The organism is Paraburkholderia metrosideri (genome assembly GCF_904848625.1).
Taxonomy (GTDB): Bacteria; Pseudomonadota; Gammaproteobacteria; order Burkholderiales; family Burkholderiaceae; genus Paraburkholderia; species Paraburkholderia metrosideri.
Genome location: NZ_CAJHCP010000030.1, coordinates 1 through 18,560, shown reverse-complemented (window position 1 = coordinate 18,560; position 18,560 = coordinate 1). Strand labels below are relative to the sequence as shown.

Sequence of the window (18,560 nt, the reverse complement as noted above, 5' to 3'; positions counted from 1 at the left end):
CATGTCGCACTTGTTCAGGAACACGATGATGTACGGAACGCCAACCTGACGCGCCAGCAGGATGTGCTCGCGCGTTTGCGGCATCGGGCCGTCTGCAGCCGAACACACCAGGATCGCGCCGTCCATCTGCGCTGCGCCCGTGATCATGTTCTTCACATAGTCAGCGTGGCCCGGGCAGTCGACGTGTGCGTAGTGGCGGTTAGCCGTTTCGTACTCGACGTGTGCCGTGTTGATCGTGATACCACGTGCCTTTTCTTCCGGCGCCGCGTCGATCTGGTCGTATGCCTTTGCTTCGCCACCAAACTTCTTGGTCAGAACCGTCGTGATCGCCGCCGTCAGCGTGGTCTTGCCGTGGTCGACGTGACCGATCGTGCCCACGTTCACGTGCGGCTTGGTCCGTTCGAATTTACCTTTAGCCATGTTTCTCTTCTTTCAAAAAGTTAATCGTTGAATGACTTTGCCGCGCGATTACTTCGACTTGGCGTTGATGATCGCTTCCGACACGTTACGCGGTGCTTCGGAGTAGTGCTTGAACTCCATCGTGTACGTTGCACGACCTTGGGTCAGCGAACGCAGCGACGTCGAGTAGCCGAACATTTCCGACAGCGGCACTTCTGCGCGGACGATCTTACCGCCGCCCACCATGTCGTCCATGCCCTGAACAATGCCGCGACGACCCGACAGGTCACCCATGACGTTGCCCATGTAGTCTTCCGGCGTTTCGACTTCGACAGCCATCATCGGTTCGAGGATGACCGGCTGAGCCTTGCGCATTGCTTCCTTGAACGCCATCGAACCGGCCATGCGGAACGCATTTTCGTTCGAGTCAACGTCGTGGTACGAACCGAACGTCAGGTGAACCTTGACGTCGACGACCGGGAAGCCTGCCAGCACGCCTGCCTTCAGCGTTTCTTGAATACCCTTGTCGACCGCCGGGATGTATTCACGCGGAATCACACCACCCTTGATCTCGTCCAGGAACTCGTAGCCCTTGCCTTGCTCGTTCGGCTCGAGCGTGATGACCGCGTGACCGTACTGGCCGCGACCACCCGACTGCTTGACGAACTTGCCGTCAACGTCTTCCGCCTTGCCGCGGATCGTTTCGCGGTAAGCAACTTGCGGCTTGCCAACCGTTGCTTCCACGCCGAATTCGCGCTTCATACGGTCAACCAGAATTTCCAGGTGGAGCTCGCCCATACCCGAAATAATGGTTTGGCCCGATTCCTCATCCGTTTGAACGCGGAACGACGGATCTTCCTGAGCCAGACGGTTCAGTGCCAGACCCATTTTTTCCTGGTCGGGCTTCGTCTTCGGCTCAACAGCCTGCGAAATCACCGGCTCCGGGAAAATCATGCGTTCGAGCACGATCGGGTGCAGCGGATCGCACAGCGTGTCGCCCGTGGTCGCGTCTTTCAGGCCGACTGCAGCAGCGATGTCGCCAGCGTGCACTTCCTTGATTTCTTCACGCTGGTTTGCGTGCATCAGCAGAATACGACCGAGACGTTCCTTCTTGTCCTTGGTCGCGTTCAGCAACGTGTCGCCCGACTTCGTCGTACCGGAGTACACGCGGAAGAAGATCAACTGACCGACAAACGGGTCCGTCATGATCTTGAATGCGAGCGACGAGAACTTCTCGTCGTCAGCTGCGCGACGCTCAGCCTTTTCACCGTTTTCGAGTTCGCCCGTAACCGGCGGAATATCGATCGGCGACGGCAGGAAGTCGAGCACGGCGTCCAGCATGCGTTGCACGCCCTTGTTCTTGAACGCGGTACCGCACAGCATAGGCTGGATTTCGCAAGCGATCGTACGGTCGCGCAGACCCTTGACGATTTCCGCTTCGGAGAGCTCGCCCTCTTCCAAGTACTTGTTCATCAGGTCTTCGCTCGACTCAGCAGCCGCCTCGACCATCTTTTCGCGCCATTCGTTGCACGTGTCGACGAGTTCTGCCGGGATGTCTTCGTACGAGAACTTCGTGCCTTGGGACGCTTCGTCCCAAATGATCGCCTTCATCTTCAGCAGATCGACGACGCCCGTGAAGTTTTCTTCCGCGCCGATAGGCACCACGACCGGGACCGGGTTCGCCTTCAAACGCAGCTTGAGCTGGTCGTAGACCTTGAAGAAGTTCGCGCCGGTACGGTCCATCTTGTTGATGAACGCGAGACGGGGAACCTTGTACTTGTTAGCCTGACGCCACACGGTTTCCGACTGGGGCTGAACGCCGCCCACAGCGCAGTAGACCATGCACGCGCCGTCGAGCACGCGCATCGAGCGCTCGACTTCAATCGTGAAGTCGACGTGGCCCGGGGTGTCGATGATGTTGATGCGGTGCTCAGCGCGGTCGCCGGCCATGCCTTTCCAGAAAGCCGTGGTAGCAGCGGACGTGATCGTGATACCGCGTTCCTGCTCCTGCTCCATCCAGTCCATGGTTGCAGCGCCGTCGTGAACTTCACCAATCTTGTGGTTCACGCCGGTGTAGAACAGGATGCGCTCGGTCGTCGTCGTTTTGCCGGCGTCGATGTGAGCGCTAATACCGATGTTACGGTAGCGCTCGATAGGTGTCTTGCGAGCCACTTTGATCCTCTATTGGGATGACGCGATGCGAGAAAATACCCATCGCGCTGTAACACAAACGGGCGAGGCGCTTTGTAAGCGCACCCGCCCGGAATTTCTTTCCGCTTTTTCAGCTAAACCCGGGTTCGGGGAGCTTAGAAACGGAAGTGCGAGAACGCCTTGTTGGCTTCTGCCATCCGGTGAACTTCGTCGCGCTTCTTCATCGCGCCGCCACGGCCTTCGGCCGCTTCGGAGAGTTCACCTGCCAGACGCAGGGCCATCGACTTCTCGCTGCGCTTCTTCGCGGCTTCACGCAGCCAACGCATCGCCAATGCCATACGACGCGACGGGCGCACTTCGACCGGAACCTGATAGTTCGCACCACCAACGCGGCGGCTCTTGACTTCGACCACCGGCTTGACGTTGTTGAGCGCTACCGTGAACACTTCCAGCGGGTCCTTGCCACCCTTGGTCTGGATCTGTTCGAAAGCGCCGTACACGATGCGTTCAGCAACCGACTTCTTGCCGGACAACATCAGCACGTTCATGAACTTAGCTACATCAACGTTACCGAACTTCGGATCCGGCAACACTTCCCGCTTGGGGACTTCGCGACGACGCGGCATGTTTCTTCCTTTAACTTTTCAGTTGGGGCTACTCAGCCCCGCGGCCACCAACTAACCCGATTCATCTTCAAGACTTACCAGCCCGGTCGGGTGACCACTTACTCGACAGCACCGGCGACTCCGGCACCACCGCTATTACCGCCTTTGCAGGCGACCTGAAACTACTTTGACCGGCTAATTACTTGCCAGCCTTGGCACGCTTCGCACCGTACTTCGAGCGAGCCTGCTTACGATCCTTGACGCCCTGGGTATCCAGCGAGCCGCGAACCATGTGGTAACGCACACCCGGCAAGTCCTTAACACGACCGCCGCGAATCAGCACGACCGAGTGTTCCTGCAGGTTGTGGCCTTCACCACCGATGTACGAAATAACTTCGAAGCCGTTCGTCAGACGAACCTTGGCAACCTTACGGAGTGCCGAGTTAGGCTTCTTAGGCGTCGTGGTGTACACACGTGTGCACACGCCGCGACGCTGGGGGCAGTCCTGCAAAGCCGGGCTCTTGCTCTTCGTCGTTTCCGACGCGCGGCCTTTGCGAACCAGTTGATTGATGGTTGGCATTGTTTATTCCTGAAATTGAACAAAATCGACGCATATGTTCCCGGGCAAAGCGGAAACGCTTGCGCATCGAACTTCCGGCTGGCCTGTTTCCGTGCGAGTTAACTCCGCGCGCAAGCATTCCAAGAACCGGAACCTAGCATAATATTCCGAAAATACTAAGGGAGTCAACAGGTTGCAATGTTTCGCATCCCTGTAGATCGCTTTGATGCGTCGTGAGGTGCCTAGTCGGCGGACACGACTTCCAGTAATTCGTCGCCGAAACGATCGAGTTTACGGGCGCCCATGCCCGGAATACCTCGCAAATCCTCGATTGAATCGGGGCCGTTACGGGCGATTTCCGCTAGCGTCGCGTCGTGGAAAATGACGTAAGCGGGCACACCATCGCTCTTCGCCGTTTCTGTCCGCCACGCGCGCAGGCGCTCCCAGCGGGCACGTTCGCGCGGACCCATGCCAATTGTCGGGTCGGCTCGCTCGCTGGTGCGCCCCGAGGAGTGACGGGTCCGGGTCGGCTTGACGTAGCGACGCATCGTGACGTTCTGCTCGCTCTTGAGCACAGGCTTGCTCGCCTCGGTCAAAACAAGAGAACCGAACCCTTCATGGTCGACCGTCAGAAAGCCGAATGCCACGAGTTGACGAAACACGGCGCGCCACTCCGGTTCGCCGAGCGCCGCACCGATGCCGAAGGTGGTGAGCTTTTCGTGGCCACGCTGCAGAATTTTTTCGCTGCGATTGCCGCGCAGGATGTCAATCAGATGGCCCGCGCCGAAATGAAATCCGCTTGCTCGCTGTGCGCGAAACACGCAGGAGAGCGCCATCTGTGCCTCACGCGTTGCGTCCCATGTAGCAGGCGGCTCGAGGCAATTGTCGCAATTGCCACATGGTTTGCTCGACTCGCCAAAATACGCGAGCAATCGCACTCGCCGGCAGGTCGCCGCTTCGCACAGGCCTAACAGGGCGTCGAGCTTGCCCGTTTGTACGCGCTTATGCGCGTCGTCAGCGTCCGACTCGTCGATCATCTTGCGCTGCTGCACGACGTCGCCGAGACCGTAGGCCATCCAGGCATTCGCCGGCATGCCATCACGGCCCGCGCGGCCCGTTTCCTGGTAATACCCTTCGACGCTCTTCGGCAAATCAAGGTGCGCTACGAATCGCACATCCGGCTTGTCGATTCCCATGCCGAACGCGATCGTTGCGCACATCACGATGCCTTCTTCACGCTGAAACATCTCCTGATGCTTCTGGCGAATCTCGAAATCCATGCCGGCGTGATAAGGCAACGCGCGCATGCCCTTTTCCTTCAGCCACTCCGCTGTTTCTTCGACCTTGCGGCGCGACAGGCAATAGACCACGCCGGCGTCCGTCGTGCCATCAGGTTTCGAGTGTTCGGCGCGAATGAAATCCAGCAACTGCGTGCGCGCATTGTCCTTTTCGACGATCCGATAGCGGATGTTCGGCCGATCGAAGCTCGACACGAAAACCCGCGCGTCGTCGAGTGCCAGACGGTGAATGATCTCATCGCGCGTGATTGCATCCGCGGTGGCGGTGAGCGCGATGCGCGGCACGCTCGGAAAGCGCTCGTGCAGCACAGACAGTTGAATGTATTCCGGCCGGAAGTCGTGTCCCCATTGGGACACGCAGTGCGCTTCGTCGATTGCGAACAAGCCGATCCGCGAACGTTCCAGCAGCTCCTGGAAACGGGGCGTCATCAAGCGCTCTGGCGCGACGTACAGCAGATCAATCTCGCCGTCGCGCAATGCACGCTCAGTAGCCATTGCCTCTGCGCTCGACAACGTCGAGTTCAGATACGCCGCGCGCACGCCGACTTCGGTGAGCGCAGCCACCTGATCCTGCATCAATGCGATTAACGGAGACACCACGATGCCGGTGCCGAACCCCCCTTCGCGCCGCACCAGCGATGGAATCTGATAACACAGCGACTTGCCGCCACCCGTCGGCATCAGCACGAGACAGTCGCCGCCGCCGGCGACGTGCTCGACAATTTCGCCCTGCTGCCCTCTAAACGCGGGGTAACCGAATACTTCGTTGAGGATTTCGAGCGGACGGGACATGAATTTGGAGGAAGCAGCTTAAAGCCGGTGACACGAATTTTACCAACGCATTCGTGCTGCGCCCGCGCTTTGCGACAACGTTAGCCATCCGGCCTACGAATCCACAAAAACGCACAGATAAGAGGCGCCCGCGGTGCGTGGGACAGGAGTAAGTGCCAAAGCATTAACTCCTGCCGAAAAAAAAGCCGCTCAGTCGAAACTGAGCGGCTTCGCTGGCTGGTGAGCCCAAGCGGCTTGCGCCGCCGTGACTTACTCGCCTGAGTGCTGCTGTTCGGCGGCCGGAGTTTCCGGAGTACCGAATTCGAACGACTCTTCCGCTGCGATCTGATCGAAACGCTCGCGGTCGGACAGTTCCTTGGTCTTGCGTGCCTTGTGGAACGCGAGACCCGTACCCGCCGGAATCAGACGACCAACGATCACGTTTTCCTTCAGACCACGCAGGTCGTCGCGCTTGCCCATAATCGCCGCTTCGGTCAACACGCGGGTCGTTTCCTGGAACGACGCTGCGGAGATGAACGAATCGGTCGACAGCGACGCCTTCGTGATACCGAGCAACACGTTTTCGTACGTTGCCGGACGCTTGTCTTCCGCGATCATACGGTCGTTTTCGTCGAGCATATCCGACCGCTCGACCTGTTCGCCCGGGATGAAACGCGTATCGCCGTTGTCCGTAATCTGCACGCGGCGCAGCATCTGACGAACAATCACTTCGATGTGCTTGTCGTTGATCTTCACGCCTTGCAGACGGTACACGTCCTGCACTTCGTCCACGATGTAACGCGACAGCGCTTCGATACCTTGCAGACGCAAGATGTCGTGCGGATCGGCCGGACCGTCGACAATCATTTCGCCCTTGTTGACGACCTGACCATCGTGCACCAGAACCTGCTTTTCCTTCGCGATCAGGAACTCGTGCTGATTGCCTTCGAGGTCCGTGATAACGAGACGCTGCTTGCCCTTCGTGTCCTTACCGAACGACGTCGTACCCGTGACTTCCGCCAGGATACCTGCGTCCTTCGGCGAACGTGCTTCGAACAGTTCCGCCACACGCGGCAGACCACCGGTAATGTCACGCGTTTTCTGCGATTCAACCGGAATACGTGCCAGCACTTCACCGACCTGCACTTGCTGACCGTCCTTCACGGTGATCAGAGCGCCGACCTGGAAGCCGATCTGCACCGAGTGCTCGGTGTTCGGGATCTTGACTTCTTCGCCGTTCGCGTCGAGCAGTTTGACCTGCGGACGCACCGTCTTCGCAGCTTGCGAACCACGACGCTTCACGTCGATCACGACCAGCGTGGACAGACCCGTCACATCGTCGATCTGCTTCGCAACGGTCACGCCTTCTTCGACGTTCTCGAACTTCACCGTACCGCCCCACTCGGTGATGATCGGACGCGTCATCGGGTCCCACGTCGCCAGTTGCGTGCCCGCCTTGATCTGCGCGCCGTCCAGTTGCAACAGCGTCGCGCCGTACGGCACCTTATGACGTTCGCGCTCGCGACCGTGGTCGTCGGTGATCATCGCTTCGCCCGAACGCGAGATGACGATCTGCTCGCCCTTCGCGTTGGTGACGTAACGCATCGTTGCCGTGAAACGCACCGTGCCGTTCGACTTCGCTTCAACCGACGAAGCCACTGCCGCACGCGATGCCGCGCCACCGATGTGGAACGTACGCATCGTGAGCTGCGTGCCTGGTTCACCGATCGACTGAGCAGCGATAACACCGACTGCTTCACCGACGTTGACCGACGAGCCGCGGCCCAGGTCGCGGCCGTAGCAGGCTGCGCACAGACCGTAACGCGTTTCGCAAGTCAGCGGGGTACGCACGCGCACTTCGTCGATGCCGAGGCGTTCGATTTCTTCGACCGCATCTTCGTCGAGCAACGTGCCCGTTTCGTACAGCGTTTCCTGCGATTCCGGATTGACGACGTCAGCCACCGCCACGCGACCAAGGATACGGTCACGCAGTGCTTCGACGACTTCACCGCCTTCGACCAACGCCTTCATCGCGACGCCGTTGGACGTACCGCAATCGTCTTCGACCACCACGAGATCCTGCGTCACGTCGACCAGACGACGCGTCAGGTAACCCGAGTTTGCCGTCTTCAGTGCCGTATCAGCCAGACCCTTACGTGCACCGTGGGTCGAGATGAAGTACTGCAACACGTTCAGGCCTTCACGGAAGTTCGCCGTAATCGGCGTCTCGATGATCGAGCCGTCCGGCTTCGCCATCAGGCCACGCATACCGGCCAGCTGACGAATCTGAACTGCGGAACCACGAGCACCCGAGTCCGCCATCATGTAAATCGAGTTGAACGATTCCTGACGCGTTTCGTTGCCGTCACGGTCCGTTACCGGTTCCGTCGACAACTGCTCCATCATCGCCTTGCCGACCGCTTCCGACGTTGCCGACCAGATGTCGACCACGTTGTTGTAGCGTTCTTGCGACGTGACGAGACCGGACATGTACTGACGGTCGTATTCCTTCACCTTCTTCGCAGCGTCGCCAACGATGGTTTCCTTCTGCGGCGGCACGAGCATGTCGTCGACGCAGATCGAGATACCAGCGCGCGTTGCCAGACGGAAACCCGACTGCATCAACTGATCGGCGAAAATCACCGTTTCACGCAGACCGCACTTGCGGAATGCGGTGTTGATAAGGCGCGAAATTTCCTTCTTCTTCAGCGGCTTGTTCAGCACCGAGAACGGCAGACCCGGCGGCAGAATTTCCGACAGGATCGAACGGCCAACCGTCGTTGCGTACAGCGTGATCTTCGGCACGAATGCCGGAGCGCCTTCCGACTTGTCTTCGTTGTGGACCATTTCAGTGATCCGCACGTTGACGCGCGAGGCCAGCTCGACTTCCTTGTTCTCGTATGCACGCAGCGCTTCCGAGACGCCCGTGAACGTCAGGCCTTCGCCCTTGGCGTTCACAGCTTCGCGGGTCGCGTAGTACAGGCCGAGCACGATATCCTGCGACGGCACGATCGACGGATCGCCGTTGGCCGGGAACAGGACGTTGTTCGACGCCAGCATCAGCGTGCGCGCTTCCATCTGCGCTTCCAGCGACAGCGGCACGTGAACAGCCATCTGGTCACCGTCGAAGTCGGCGTTGAACGCCGCGCAAACGAGCGGATGCAGCTGGATAGCCTTACCTTCGATCAGCACCGGCTCGAAAGCCTGAATGCCAAGACGGTGCAGCGTCGGCGCACGGTTCAGCATGACCGGATGCTCGCGGATCACCTCTTCCAGGATGTCCCACACCACCGGCGTCTGATTCTCGACTTCCTTCTTCGCAGCCTTGATGGTGGTAGCAACACCCATCACTTCGAGCTTGTTGAAGATGAACGGCTTGAACAGTTCGAGCGCCATCAGCTTCGGCAGACCGCACTGATGCAGCTTGAGCGTCGGGCCGACCACGATCACCGAACGGCCCGAATAGTCAACGCGCTTACCGAGCAAGTTCTGACGGAAACGACCGCCCTTACCCTTGATCATGTCAGCGAGCGACTTCAGCGGACGCTTGTTCGCGCCGGTCATTGCCTTACCGCGACGACCGTTGTCGAGCAGCGAGTCGACGGCTTCCTGCAGCATCCGCTTTTCGTTGCGGACGATGATTTCAGGCGCCTTCAGCTCGAGCAGACGCTTCAACCGGTTATTACGGTTGATCACGCGGCGATACAGGTCGTTCAGGTCCGACGTCGCGAAACGGCCGCCGTCCAGCGGCACCAGCGGACGCAGTTCCGGCGGCAGCACCGGCAGCACTTCGAGCACCATCCAGTCAGGCTTGATGCCCGAACGCTGGAAAGCCTCGAGCACCTTCAGGCGCTTCGCGTACTTCTTGATCTTCGCTTCCGAACCCGTGTTCTTGAGTTCGGTACGGAGCATCTCGACCTGTTCGTCGATGTTGATCGCGCGCAGCAGCTCGCGAACGCCTTCCGCGCCCATCTCGGCACGGAATTCGTCACCGTATTCTTCGACCTTGTTGTAGTAATCCTCTTCGGTCATGATCTGCCGCGCTTTCAGCGGCGTCATGCCCGGATCGATCACCACATAAGCTTCGAAGTACAGCACGCGTTCGATGTCGCGCAGCGTCATGTCGAGCACCATGCCCAGACGCGACGGCAGCGACTTCAGGAACCAGATGTGCGCGACCGGCGAGGCCAGCTCAATGTGGCCCATCCGTTCACGACGCACCTTCGCCAGCGTCACTTCGACGCCGCACTTCTCGCAGATCACGCCACGGTGCTTCAGGCGCTTGTACTTGCCGCAAAGGCATTCGTAGTCTTTGATCGGCCCGAAGATCTTCGCGCAGAACAGACCATCGCGTTCCGGCTTGAACGTCCGGTAGTTGATGGTTTCCGGCTTCTTCACTTCGCCGAACGACCACGAACGGATCTTGTCTGGCGAAGCCAGACCGATCTTGATCGCGTCAAAAACTTCGGGTTGTTGGACTTGCTTGAATAGATCGAGCAGAGCTTTCATTGCCTTCTCTCCGTAGTCCGATTAGTTGCGGTCGAGGTCGATGTCGATACCCAGCGAGCGGATTTCCTTCACCAACACATTGAAGGATTCCGGCATGCCTGCATCGATCACGTGATCGCCCTTGACCAGGTTCTCATACACCTTGGTCCGGCCTGTCACGTCATCCGACTTCACCGTCAGCATTTCTTGCAGCACGTACGATGCGCCGTACGCTTCGAGCGCCCACACTTCCATCTCACCGAAACGCTGGCCACCGAATTGAGCCTTACCGCCCAACGGCTGCTGCGTCACGAGCGAGTACGGGCCCGTGGAACGCGCGTGCATCTTGTCGTCGACCAAGTGGTGCAGTTTCAGGTAGTGCATGTAGCCCACCGTCACCGTACGTTCGAACATCTCGCCCGTGCGGCCGTCGTACAGACGAACCTGATTCTTCGACGGCGTCATGCCGAGGTTCTTCGCGATGTCGTCCGGGAATGCCAGATCCAGCGCGCGCGACATTTCTTCTTCCGTCGCACCGTCGAACACCGGCGTTGCGAACGGCACGCCTTCGCGCAGGTTCTTCGCCAGTTCGACGATTTCCTCGTCGGTGAAGCTGTCCAGCTCTTCGGCACGGCCCGACTCGTTGTAGATCTTGGTCAGGAATTCGCGCAGTTCAGCGATCTTCGCCTGACGTTGCAGCATTTCGCCGATACGCCAGCCCAGACCCTTCGCGGCCCAACCCAGATGCACTTCGAGAACCTGACCCACGTTCATCCGCGACGGCACGCCGAGCGGGTTCAGAACGACGTCAGCCGGACGGCCATCGGCCATGTACGGCATGTCTTCGATCGGAACGATCTTCGATACGACACCCTTGTTACCGTGACGGCCGGCCATCTTGTCGCCAGGCTGCAGACGACGCTTGACTGCCAGATACACCTTGACCATCTTCAGCACGCCCGGCGGCAGTTCGTCGCCTTGCGTGAGCTTCTTGCGCTTTTCTTCGAACGCCAGGTCGAACTGGTGGCGCTTTTCTTCGATCGAGTTCTTGATCGCTTCGAGCTGTGCCGCTGCTTCTTCGTCCGCGAGGCGGATGTCGAACCAGTGGTAGTGGTCCAGATCTTCCAGGTAAGCCTGTTCGATCTTCGTACCCTTCGCCAGCTTCTTCGGACCGCCGTTCGCGACCTTGCCGTCGAGCATACGTGCCAGACGCTGGAACGCGTCGCCTTCCACGATACGCAGCTGGTCGTTCAGGTCGAGGCGATAGCGCTTCAGTTCATCGTCGATGATCTGTTGCGCACGCTTGTCGCGCTGAATGCCTTCACGCGTGAACACCTGGACGTCGATCACGGTGCCGCTCATGCCCGACGGCACGCGCAGCGACGTGTCCTTCACGTCCGAAGCCTTTTCACCGAAGATCGCGCGCAGCAGCTTTTCTTCCGGCGTCAGCTGGGTTTCGCCCTTCGGCGTCACCTTACCGACCAGCACGTCGCCTGCTTCGACTTCCGCGCCGATGTACACGATGCCCGACTCGTCGAGACGGCCAAGTTGCACTTCAGCCAGGTTCGAGATGTCGCGCGTGATTTCTTCCGGTCCGAGCTTCGTGTCGCGAGCCACGACATTCAGTTCTTCGATGTGGATCGACGTGTAACGGTCGTCAGCAACCACCTTCTCCGAGATCAAGATCGAATCTTCGAAGTTGTAGCCGTTCCACGGCATGAACGCGATCAGCATGTTCTGGCCGAGCGCGAGCTCGCCCAGATCGGTCGATGCGCCGTCAGCCAGCACGTCGCCACGCGCAACCTTGTCGCCCATCTTCACGATCGGACGCTGGTTGATGTTCGTGTTCTGGTTCGAACGCGTGTACTTGATCAGGTTGTAGATGTCGACACCGACTTCGCCAGCAACCGCTTCGTCGTCGTTCACGCGAATCACGATACGGCCTGCGTCGACGTAATCGACCACACCGCCGCGGAATGCCTGAACCGTCGTACCCGAGTCGACTGCCACCGTGCGCTCGATACCCGTACCGACCACGGCCTTTTCAGGACGCAGACACGGTACAGCCTGACGCTGCATGTTCGAACCCATCAATGCGCGGTTCGCGTCATCGTGTTCGAGGAACGGAATCAGCGATGCTGCCACCGACACGATCTGCGACGGCGCCACGTCCATGTACTGGATGCGGTCCGGCGTGACCATCAGCGTTTCGCCAGCTTCACGCGACGACACCAGTTCGTCGGTCAGCGAGCCGTCGGCAGCAACTGCCGCGTTCGCCTGAGCGATCACGTAACGGCCTTCTTCGATCGCCGACAGGTAGTCGATCTGATCCGTCACCTTGCTGTCCACCACCTTGCGATACGGCGTTTCGAGGAAGCCGTATTCGTTCAGGTGCGCGTACAGAGCTAGCGAGTTGATCAGGCCGATGTTCGGACCTTCAGGCGTTTCAATCGGGCACACGCGACCATAGTGAGTCGGATGCACGTCGCGGACTTCAAAGCCAGCGCGCTCACGCGTCAAACCGCCCGGGCCAAGTGCCGAAACACGGCGCTTGTGGGTGATTTCCGACAGCGGGTTCGTTTGGTCCATGAACTGCGACAGCTGCGACGAACCGAAGAACTCGCGAATCGCCGACGAAATCGGCTTCGAGTTGATCAGGTCATGCGGCATCAGGTTTTCGCTTTCGGCCTGGCCGAGGCGTTCCTTCACAGCACGTTCGACACGCACGAGACCTGCGCGGAACTGGTTTTCTGCCAGTTCGCCGACGCAACGCACACGACGATTGCCCAAGTGGTCGATGTCGTCCACTTCGCCCTTGCCGTTACGCAGTTCGACCAGAATCTTGATCGTTGCGAGGATGTCGTCGTCTTGCAGCGTCATCGGGCCGACGATCTCGTCGCGACCGACGCGGCGATTGAACTTCATACGACCCACCTTGGACAGGTCGTATGCGTCTTCGCTATAGAACAGACGGTTGAACAACGCCTCGACCGCTTCTTCGGTCGGCGGTTCGCCCGGACGCATCATGCGGTAGATCGCGATGCGAGCGGCCATCTTGTCCGCGGTTTCGTCGATACGCAGCGTCGACGAGATATACGGACCTTGATCCAGATCGTTCGTGTAGAGCGTCTGGATGTCTTTGATCTTCGATTCGCGCAGCTTGTCGAGGACGGACTCAGTGATTTCGTCGTTCGCGTTAGCGATGACTTCACCGGTGTCGCCGTCGACGACGTTCTTCGCGAGCACGCGGCCGAGCAGATAGTCTTCCGGAACCGAGATGAACTTGGTCTTTGCGTTGTCGAGATCGCGAATGTGCTTCGCGTTGATCCGCTTGTCCTTCTGGACGATCACGTTGCCATCACGGTCGGTGATGTCAAAGCGCGCGACTTCACCACGCAGACGCTCCGGCACGAATTCCATCTGCGCGCCTTCCGGCATCAGCGTGAAATTGTCGAACACGAAGAAGTTTGCGAGGATCTGTTCCGGCGTCAGGCCGATTGCCTTCAGCAGGATCGTGACCGGCATCTTGCGGCGACGGTCGACGCGGAAGTACAGCACGTCTTTCGGGTCGAACTCGAAATCGAGCCACGAACCGCGATAAGGAATGATACGTGCCGAAAACAGGAGCTTGCCCGAGCTGTGCGTCTTGCCCTTGTCGTGTTCGAAGAACACGCCAGGCGAACGGTGCAACTGCGAAACGATCACACGTTCCGTACCGTTGATGACGAACGAACCGGTCGGCGTCATGAGCGGAATTTCGCCCATGTAGACTTCCTGTTCCTTCACTTCCTTAACGACCGGCTTGCTCGGCGATTCCTTGTCGAGCAGCACCAGACGCACTTTCGCGCGCAGGGCCGAACAGTACGTCAAACCGCGCTGCTGACATTCCTTGATGTTGAATGCCGGCGGCGACAGCATGTAGCTGACGAACTCGAGACGAGCGAAACCGTTGTGCGAAACGATCGGGAAAACGGAAGTAAACGCCGCTTGCAGGCCTTCCGGCTTGCGTTGCGTAGACGACGTGTCTGCTTGCAGAAACGTGCTGAATGATTCAAGCTGGGTAGCCAGCAGGAAAGGTACTTGGTGAACGATGGGGCGTTTCGCAAAACTCTTACGAATACGCTTCTTCTCGGTGAAGGAATATTGCATACGATCTCCGAATCACGGCGGGCATTGTTGTCGAGGCAGGATACCTTGATGAGACAACCCGAGTGTTCACCGACTGAGACCCGATGGCCGTCCGATGGCTTGAACGAGCCTAGAAGCTTGGTGGTTGGCCGCTACCAACCGCTGGCTGACGGCAGCGGATGCCTATGTTGCCCGCTACCCGACCAAACTTGCCTTCTGCAGTCGCTTCAGAAGACAAAGAAAAACGCCGGTCAATATTGCCGAATGGCGATTTTCTTTGGCTTCTGGGAGTCACGTTCTTGCCAAAATTGCCTTGCAAAAACGCAGCTCCCACAAAGCACAAAAAGGCCGGCGGTGAAAAACCGCCAGCCTTCGCACAGCCCGCTGAAACTTACTTGATTTCAGCCTTCGCGCCGGCTTCTTCCAACTTCTTCTTCGCTTCTTCAGCAGCAGCCTTCGGTACCGCTTCCTTAACAGGCTTCGGTGCACCGTCGACCAGGTCCTTCGCTTCCTTCAGGCCGAGACCCGTCAGTTCACGAACAGCCTTAATGACCGAAACCTTGTTCGCGCCGACTTCCGTCAGGTTGACCGTGAATTCGGTTTGCTCTTCAGCAGCAGCAGCAGCGCCGCCTGCCGGGCCTGCCACTGCAACAGCAGCTGCCGACACGCCAAACTTTTCTTCGAACGCCTTGACCAGTTCGTTCAGTTCCAGAACCGACATCGAGCTTACTGCTTCGAGGATGTCTTCTTTTGCGATTGCCATTTGAAATACTCCTAAATTGAATTCGGATACAGCCAGCGATCAATCACGCTCGACTGAAGTGCGTTACGCAGCGGTTTCTTCGCCTTGTTTCTTTTCAGCCAGCGCGGCCAGAGCGCGCGCGAAGCCAGAAACAGGTGCTTGCATAACGTACAACAGCTTGGAGAGCAGTTCTTCGCGGCTCGGGATGCTTGCCAGCGCTTGCACGCCAGCCTTGTCCATCACCTTGCCTTCGTAGGAACCAGCCTTGATGATCAACTTGTCATTGGTTTTGCCAAAGTCGTTCACGACCTTAGCAGCAGCAATTGCATCTTCCGAGATGCCGTAGATCAGGGGGCCAGTCATCTGCTCTGCCAGCGGAGCAAACGGGGTACCTTCGACAGCGCGACGCGCCAGCGTGTTCTTCAACACGCGAAGGTACACCTGTTGCTCACGCGCTTTCGCGCGTAGCTTGGTCAGATCGCCAACCGCGATTCCACGATACTCAGCCAGAACCACGGTCTGGGCTTTCGCGACTTGCGCGGCAACCTCAGCGACGACGGCCTGCTTGCTTTCTTTGTTGAGTGGCACGGTTAACCTCCAGATTCGATACACACGGCGTGCGCCATGCGTACCGCGTTCAATAACGGCGTCCGACCAGTCAGGAGTATTTCGACCGCCTGACGTCCACATCACTGAGGAAATCAACCGGCTTCATCACTACAAAACCTTTTCGGGTTCGCCATCTGCGTTGGCTTGAATTAAGGGCCCGCCTACCTGCTGCTTGCCCACCAACGGTCTTTGACAACCGGTTGCACGATGCATACTGCCACCTTGCAACCGCCCAAAGCCCATAAAACCGCCCCGACTCACGCCGAGGCGATGAGATTCATTACTGTGCTGCGATCGATGCTTGGTCGACGCGAACGCCAACACCCATCGTGCTCGACACTGCAACCTTGCGCAGGTAGACACCCTTGCTCGTTGCCGGCTTCGCCTTTTGCAGTGCGTCGACGAGAGCATTCAGGTTGCTACGCAGAGCCGTCGGCTCAAACGAAGCACGACCGATGGTCGCGTGGATGATACCGGCCTTGTCGACACGGAATTGCACCTGACCAGCCTTGGCGTTCTTGACCGCAGTCGCGACGTCCGGCGTAACCGTGCCGACCTTCGGGTTCGGCATCAGGCCGCGCGGGCCGAGGATCTGACCGAGCGTACCGACAACACGCATCGTGTCCGGCGAAGCGATCACGATGTCGAAGTCCAGCTTGCCAGCCTTGACTTGTTCAGCCAGGTCTTCCATACCGACAACTTCTGCACCAGCAGCACGAGCCTGCTCAGCCTTTTCGCCTTGTGCGAACACGGCCACGCGGACCGACTTACCGGTACCAGCCGGCAGCACGACCGAGCCACGAACCACTTGGTCCGACTTCTTTGCGTCGATGCCGAGTTGCACAGCAACGTCGATCGACTCATCGAACTTCGCGCTTGCGCACTCCTTCACGAGCGACAGAGCTTCGTCGATCGCGTACAGCTTTTGACGATCAACCTTGGCTGCAAATGCTTGCAGACGCTTTGAAAGCTTAGCCATTTACACGCCCTCCACGGTGATGCCCATCGAGCGGGCGCTACCAGCGATCGTACGAACCGCTGCGTCCAGATCAGCTGCCGTCAGATCGGGCATCTTGGTCTTGGCGATGTCTTCAGCTTGAGCGCGGGTGATTGTGCCAACCTTGTCGGTATGCGGCTTGCTCGAACCCTTGTCGATCTTTGCTGCCTTCTTGATCAGAACCGTAGCCGGCGGCGTCTTCAGAACGAACGTGAAGCTCTTGTCCGCGAACGCCGTGATCACGACCGGAATCGGCAGACCCGGTTCCAATGCTTGAGTCTGCGCGTTAAACGCCTTGCAGAACTCCATGATGTTCAGGCCGCGTTGGCCCAATGCCGGACCGACCGGCGGCGACGGATTGGCTTTACCTGCAGGAATCTGCAGCTTGATAAAGCCGATGATTTTCTTTGCCATTTTGAAAACCTCTTTGGAACGCCGGATGAAGCATGCGAACGTTCAGTGAGTGATAGCGCGCTTTCGTCGACTTCGACTACTGGCGCTCCTCAACGGCCATTACGCGGACCGTAAGCGCGAAATACGAAACGCACCCTTAGGCGCGTTCCGTAAAATTCTGGATTACAGCTTTTCGACTTGGCCGAATTCCAGCTCGACCGGCGTTGCGCGGCCGAAGATTGTAACGGAAACACGGACGCGCGACTTTTCGTAGTTCACTTCTTCAACGCTGCCGTTGAAATCCGTAAAAGGACCATCCTTCACCCGGATCATCTCGCCAACTTCGAACAGAGTCTTCGGACGCGGCTTCTCCACGCCTTCCTGCATTTGCGACATGATTTTCTCGACTTCCCGCGGGGAAATCGGGCTCGGACGGTTACGCGCACCGCCGACGAAACCGGTTACCTTTGCCGTGTTTTTCACGAGGTGCCACGTTTCGTCTGTCATTTCCATTTCCACCAGCACGTAACCGGGGAAGAAACGACGTTCGGTCACTGATTTGTGACCGCCTTTCACCTCGACCACTTCTTCAGTCGGCACGAGAATTTGACCAAACTGGTCTTGCATGCCAGCACGATCGATGCGCTCTTGAAGCGCACGTTGCACGCTCTTCTCCATGCCGGAGTAGGCGTGCACCACATACCAACGTTTGCCGCTCGGGGATGCCGGAGTATCGCTCATATCATTTCCAACCCAGAATCACCGAGAAAATCGCCCATTCGATGGATTTATCACTAACCCACAGAAAGATTGCCATGACGAACACGAAGCCGAAAACTACTAGCGTTGTCTGCGTGGCCTCTTTACGAGTCGGCCAAACAACCTTACGAACTTCTTTGTACGAGTCTTTGGCGAAAGCGATGAAACCCTTGCCAGGCGCGGAGAGAAGACCGATTGCAACACCCGCGATCGCACCAACAGCCAAGGCAGCTCCGCGGACGTACCATTCCTGACCGTTAAGCCAGAAGAACCCCACGAACCCGGCCAAGACCAACAATACGCCCGCGACGAGCATCAGCTTGTCGCCGGATGTATTTACAGTTTCGACGGAAGGATTCGCCATAACACCTTAACGAAGCGCCACATACGACGCGAGAGTTGGCAGGGGCAGAGGGAATCGAACCCCCAACCTTCGGTTTTGGAGACCGACGCTCTGCCAGTTGAGCTATGCCCCTAAACCATTTGGGGCTGACGACACCGCCAACCCCGAAACTACTGATCAACGAGAACTAACTGGCGTTACTCGAGGATCTTGGCAACCACACCAGCGCCGACCGTACGGCCACCTTCGCGGATAGCGAAGCGCAGACCTTCTTCCATCGCGATCGGGTTGATCAGCTTCACCGTGATCGACACATTG

Annotated in this window: 15 protein-coding genes and 1 tRNA gene; 1 reads left to right on the top strand and 15 read right to left on the bottom strand. The window is 58.5% G+C overall.

Annotated elements, in window-relative coordinates; genetic code table 11:
• The 7 genes from LMG28727_RS33630 to rpoB all read right to left on the bottom strand — a co-directional run.
• Positions 1-420 (bottom strand): GTP-binding protein (locus LMG28727_RS33630; protein WP_201646611.1); only part of this gene is annotated, 420 nt, incomplete at its 3' end.
• A 48-nt stretch (positions 421-468) separates the two neighbouring features.
• Positions 469-2,571, bottom strand: coding sequence for an elongation factor G (fusA, locus tag LMG28727_RS33625; protein ID WP_201646610.1), 2,103 nt, complete (start codon positions 2,569-2,571; stop codon positions 469-471).
• Between the two features lie 134 nt (positions 2,572-2,705).
• Positions 2,706-3,176 carry a 30S ribosomal protein S7 gene (gene rpsG / locus LMG28727_RS33620; protein WP_006053291.1) on the bottom strand — a complete coding sequence of 157 codons (471 nt, stop codon included), beginning with the start codon at positions 3,174-3,176 and terminating at the stop codon, positions 2,706-2,708.
• Positions 3,177-3,354: 178 nt separating this feature from the next.
• Positions 3,355-3,735 (bottom strand): 30S ribosomal protein S12, encoded by a 381-nt coding sequence (gene rpsL, locus LMG28727_RS33615; protein ID WP_006998493.1) that lies wholly within the window; start codon positions 3,733-3,735, stop codon positions 3,355-3,357.
• Between the two features lie 221 nt (positions 3,736-3,956).
• Positions 3,957-5,804: a DNA helicase RecQ gene (gene recQ / locus LMG28727_RS33610; protein ID WP_201646609.1), complete on the bottom strand. Its 1,848-nt coding sequence runs from the start codon at positions 5,802-5,804 to the stop codon at positions 3,957-3,959.
• Positions 5,805-6,053: 249 nt separating this feature from the next.
• Positions 6,054-10,292 (bottom strand): DNA-directed RNA polymerase subunit beta', encoded by a 4,239-nt coding sequence (gene rpoC / locus LMG28727_RS33605; protein ID WP_201646608.1) that lies wholly within the window; start codon positions 10,290-10,292, stop codon positions 6,054-6,056.
• Between the two features lie 21 nt (positions 10,293-10,313).
• A complete protein-coding gene (gene rpoB / locus LMG28727_RS33600) occupies positions 10,314-14,420 on the bottom strand; it encodes a DNA-directed RNA polymerase subunit beta (RefSeq protein ID WP_201646607.1) in 4,107 nt (1,368 codons plus the stop codon).
• A gap of 124 nt (positions 14,421-14,544) precedes the next feature.
• On the opposite strand from rpoB, the gene LMG28727_RS33595 reads away from it, so the two are divergent.
• Complete coding sequence (locus LMG28727_RS33595) at positions 14,545-14,757, top strand: hypothetical protein (protein WP_201646606.1); 213 nt, start codon at positions 14,545-14,547, stop codon at positions 14,755-14,757.
• A 33-nt stretch (positions 14,758-14,790) separates the two neighbouring features.
• On the opposite strand, the gene rplL is transcribed toward LMG28727_RS33595, so the two are convergent.
• The 8 genes from rplL to LMG28727_RS33555 all read right to left on the bottom strand — a co-directional run.
• Positions 14,791-15,162 carry a 50S ribosomal protein L7/L12 gene (gene rplL, locus LMG28727_RS33590; RefSeq protein WP_201646605.1) on the bottom strand — a complete coding sequence of 124 codons (372 nt, stop codon included), beginning with the start codon at positions 15,160-15,162 and terminating at the stop codon, positions 14,791-14,793.
• Positions 15,163-15,225: 63 nt separating this feature from the next.
• The gene (gene rplJ / locus LMG28727_RS33585; protein WP_074762372.1) at positions 15,226-15,729 is read right to left on the bottom strand and encodes a 50S ribosomal protein L10; all 504 of its coding nucleotides are present in this window, start codon (positions 15,727-15,729) and stop codon (positions 15,226-15,228) included.
• Between the two features lie 301 nt (positions 15,730-16,030).
• Positions 16,031-16,729, bottom strand: coding sequence for a 50S ribosomal protein L1 (gene rplA / locus LMG28727_RS33580; RefSeq protein WP_074762373.1), 699 nt, complete (start codon positions 16,727-16,729; stop codon positions 16,031-16,033).
• Positions 16,730-17,161, bottom strand: coding sequence for a 50S ribosomal protein L11 (gene rplK, locus LMG28727_RS33575; protein WP_201646604.1), 432 nt, complete (start codon positions 17,159-17,161; stop codon positions 16,730-16,732).
• Between the two features lie 162 nt (positions 17,162-17,323).
• The gene (gene nusG, locus LMG28727_RS33570; protein WP_201646603.1) at positions 17,324-17,881 is read right to left on the bottom strand and encodes a transcription termination/antitermination protein NusG; all 558 of its coding nucleotides are present in this window, start codon (positions 17,879-17,881) and stop codon (positions 17,324-17,326) included.
• 1 nt (position 17,882) lies between these two features.
• Complete coding sequence (gene secE / locus LMG28727_RS33565) at positions 17,883-18,263, bottom strand: preprotein translocase subunit SecE (protein WP_201646602.1); 381 nt, start codon at positions 18,261-18,263, stop codon at positions 17,883-17,885.
• Positions 18,264-18,299: 36 nt separating this feature from the next.
• Positions 18,300-18,375 (bottom strand) — tRNA-Trp (locus tag LMG28727_RS33560).
• 64 nt (positions 18,376-18,439) lie between these two features.
• The coding region (locus tag LMG28727_RS33555) for an EF-Tu C-terminal domain-related protein (protein ID WP_456238550.1) at positions 18,440-18,560 on the bottom strand (121 nt) is incomplete at its 5' end.

Bases quoted from the DNA above. Each gene is read 5' to 3' on its own strand.
- rplL (WP_201646605.1), bottom strand. From the start codon at position 15,162: ATGGCAATCGCAAAAGAAGACATCCTCGAAGCAGTAAGCTCGATGTCG.
- rpoC (WP_201646608.1), bottom strand. From the start codon at position 10,292: ATGAAAGCTCTGCTCGATCTATTCAAGCAAGTCCAACAACCCGAAGTT.
- rpsG (WP_006053291.1), bottom strand. From the start codon at position 3,176: ATGCCGCGTCGTCGCGAAGTCCCCAAGCGGGAAGTGTTGCCGGATCCG.
- rplA (WP_074762373.1), bottom strand. From the start codon at position 16,729: ATGGCTAAGCTTTCAAAGCGTCTGCAAGCATTTGCAGCCAAGGTTGAT.
- rpoB (WP_201646607.1), bottom strand. From the start codon at position 14,420: ATGCAATATTCCTTCACCGAGAAGAAGCGTATTCGTAAGAGTTTTGCG.
- rplK (WP_201646604.1), bottom strand. From the start codon at position 17,161: ATGGCAAAGAAAATCATCGGCTTTATCAAGCTGCAGATTCCTGCAGGT.
- secE (WP_201646602.1), bottom strand. From the start codon at position 18,263: ATGGCGAATCCTTCCGTCGAAACTGTAAATACATCCGGCGACAAGCTG.
- recQ (WP_201646609.1), bottom strand. From the start codon at position 5,804: ATGTCCCGTCCGCTCGAAATCCTCAACGAAGTATTCGGTTACCCCGCG.
- nusG (WP_201646603.1), bottom strand. From the start codon at position 17,881: ATGAGCGATACTCCGGCATCCCCGAGCGGCAAACGTTGGTATGTGGTG.
- rpsL (WP_006998493.1), bottom strand. From the start codon at position 3,735: ATGCCAACCATCAATCAACTGGTTCGCAAAGGCCGCGCGTCGGAAACG.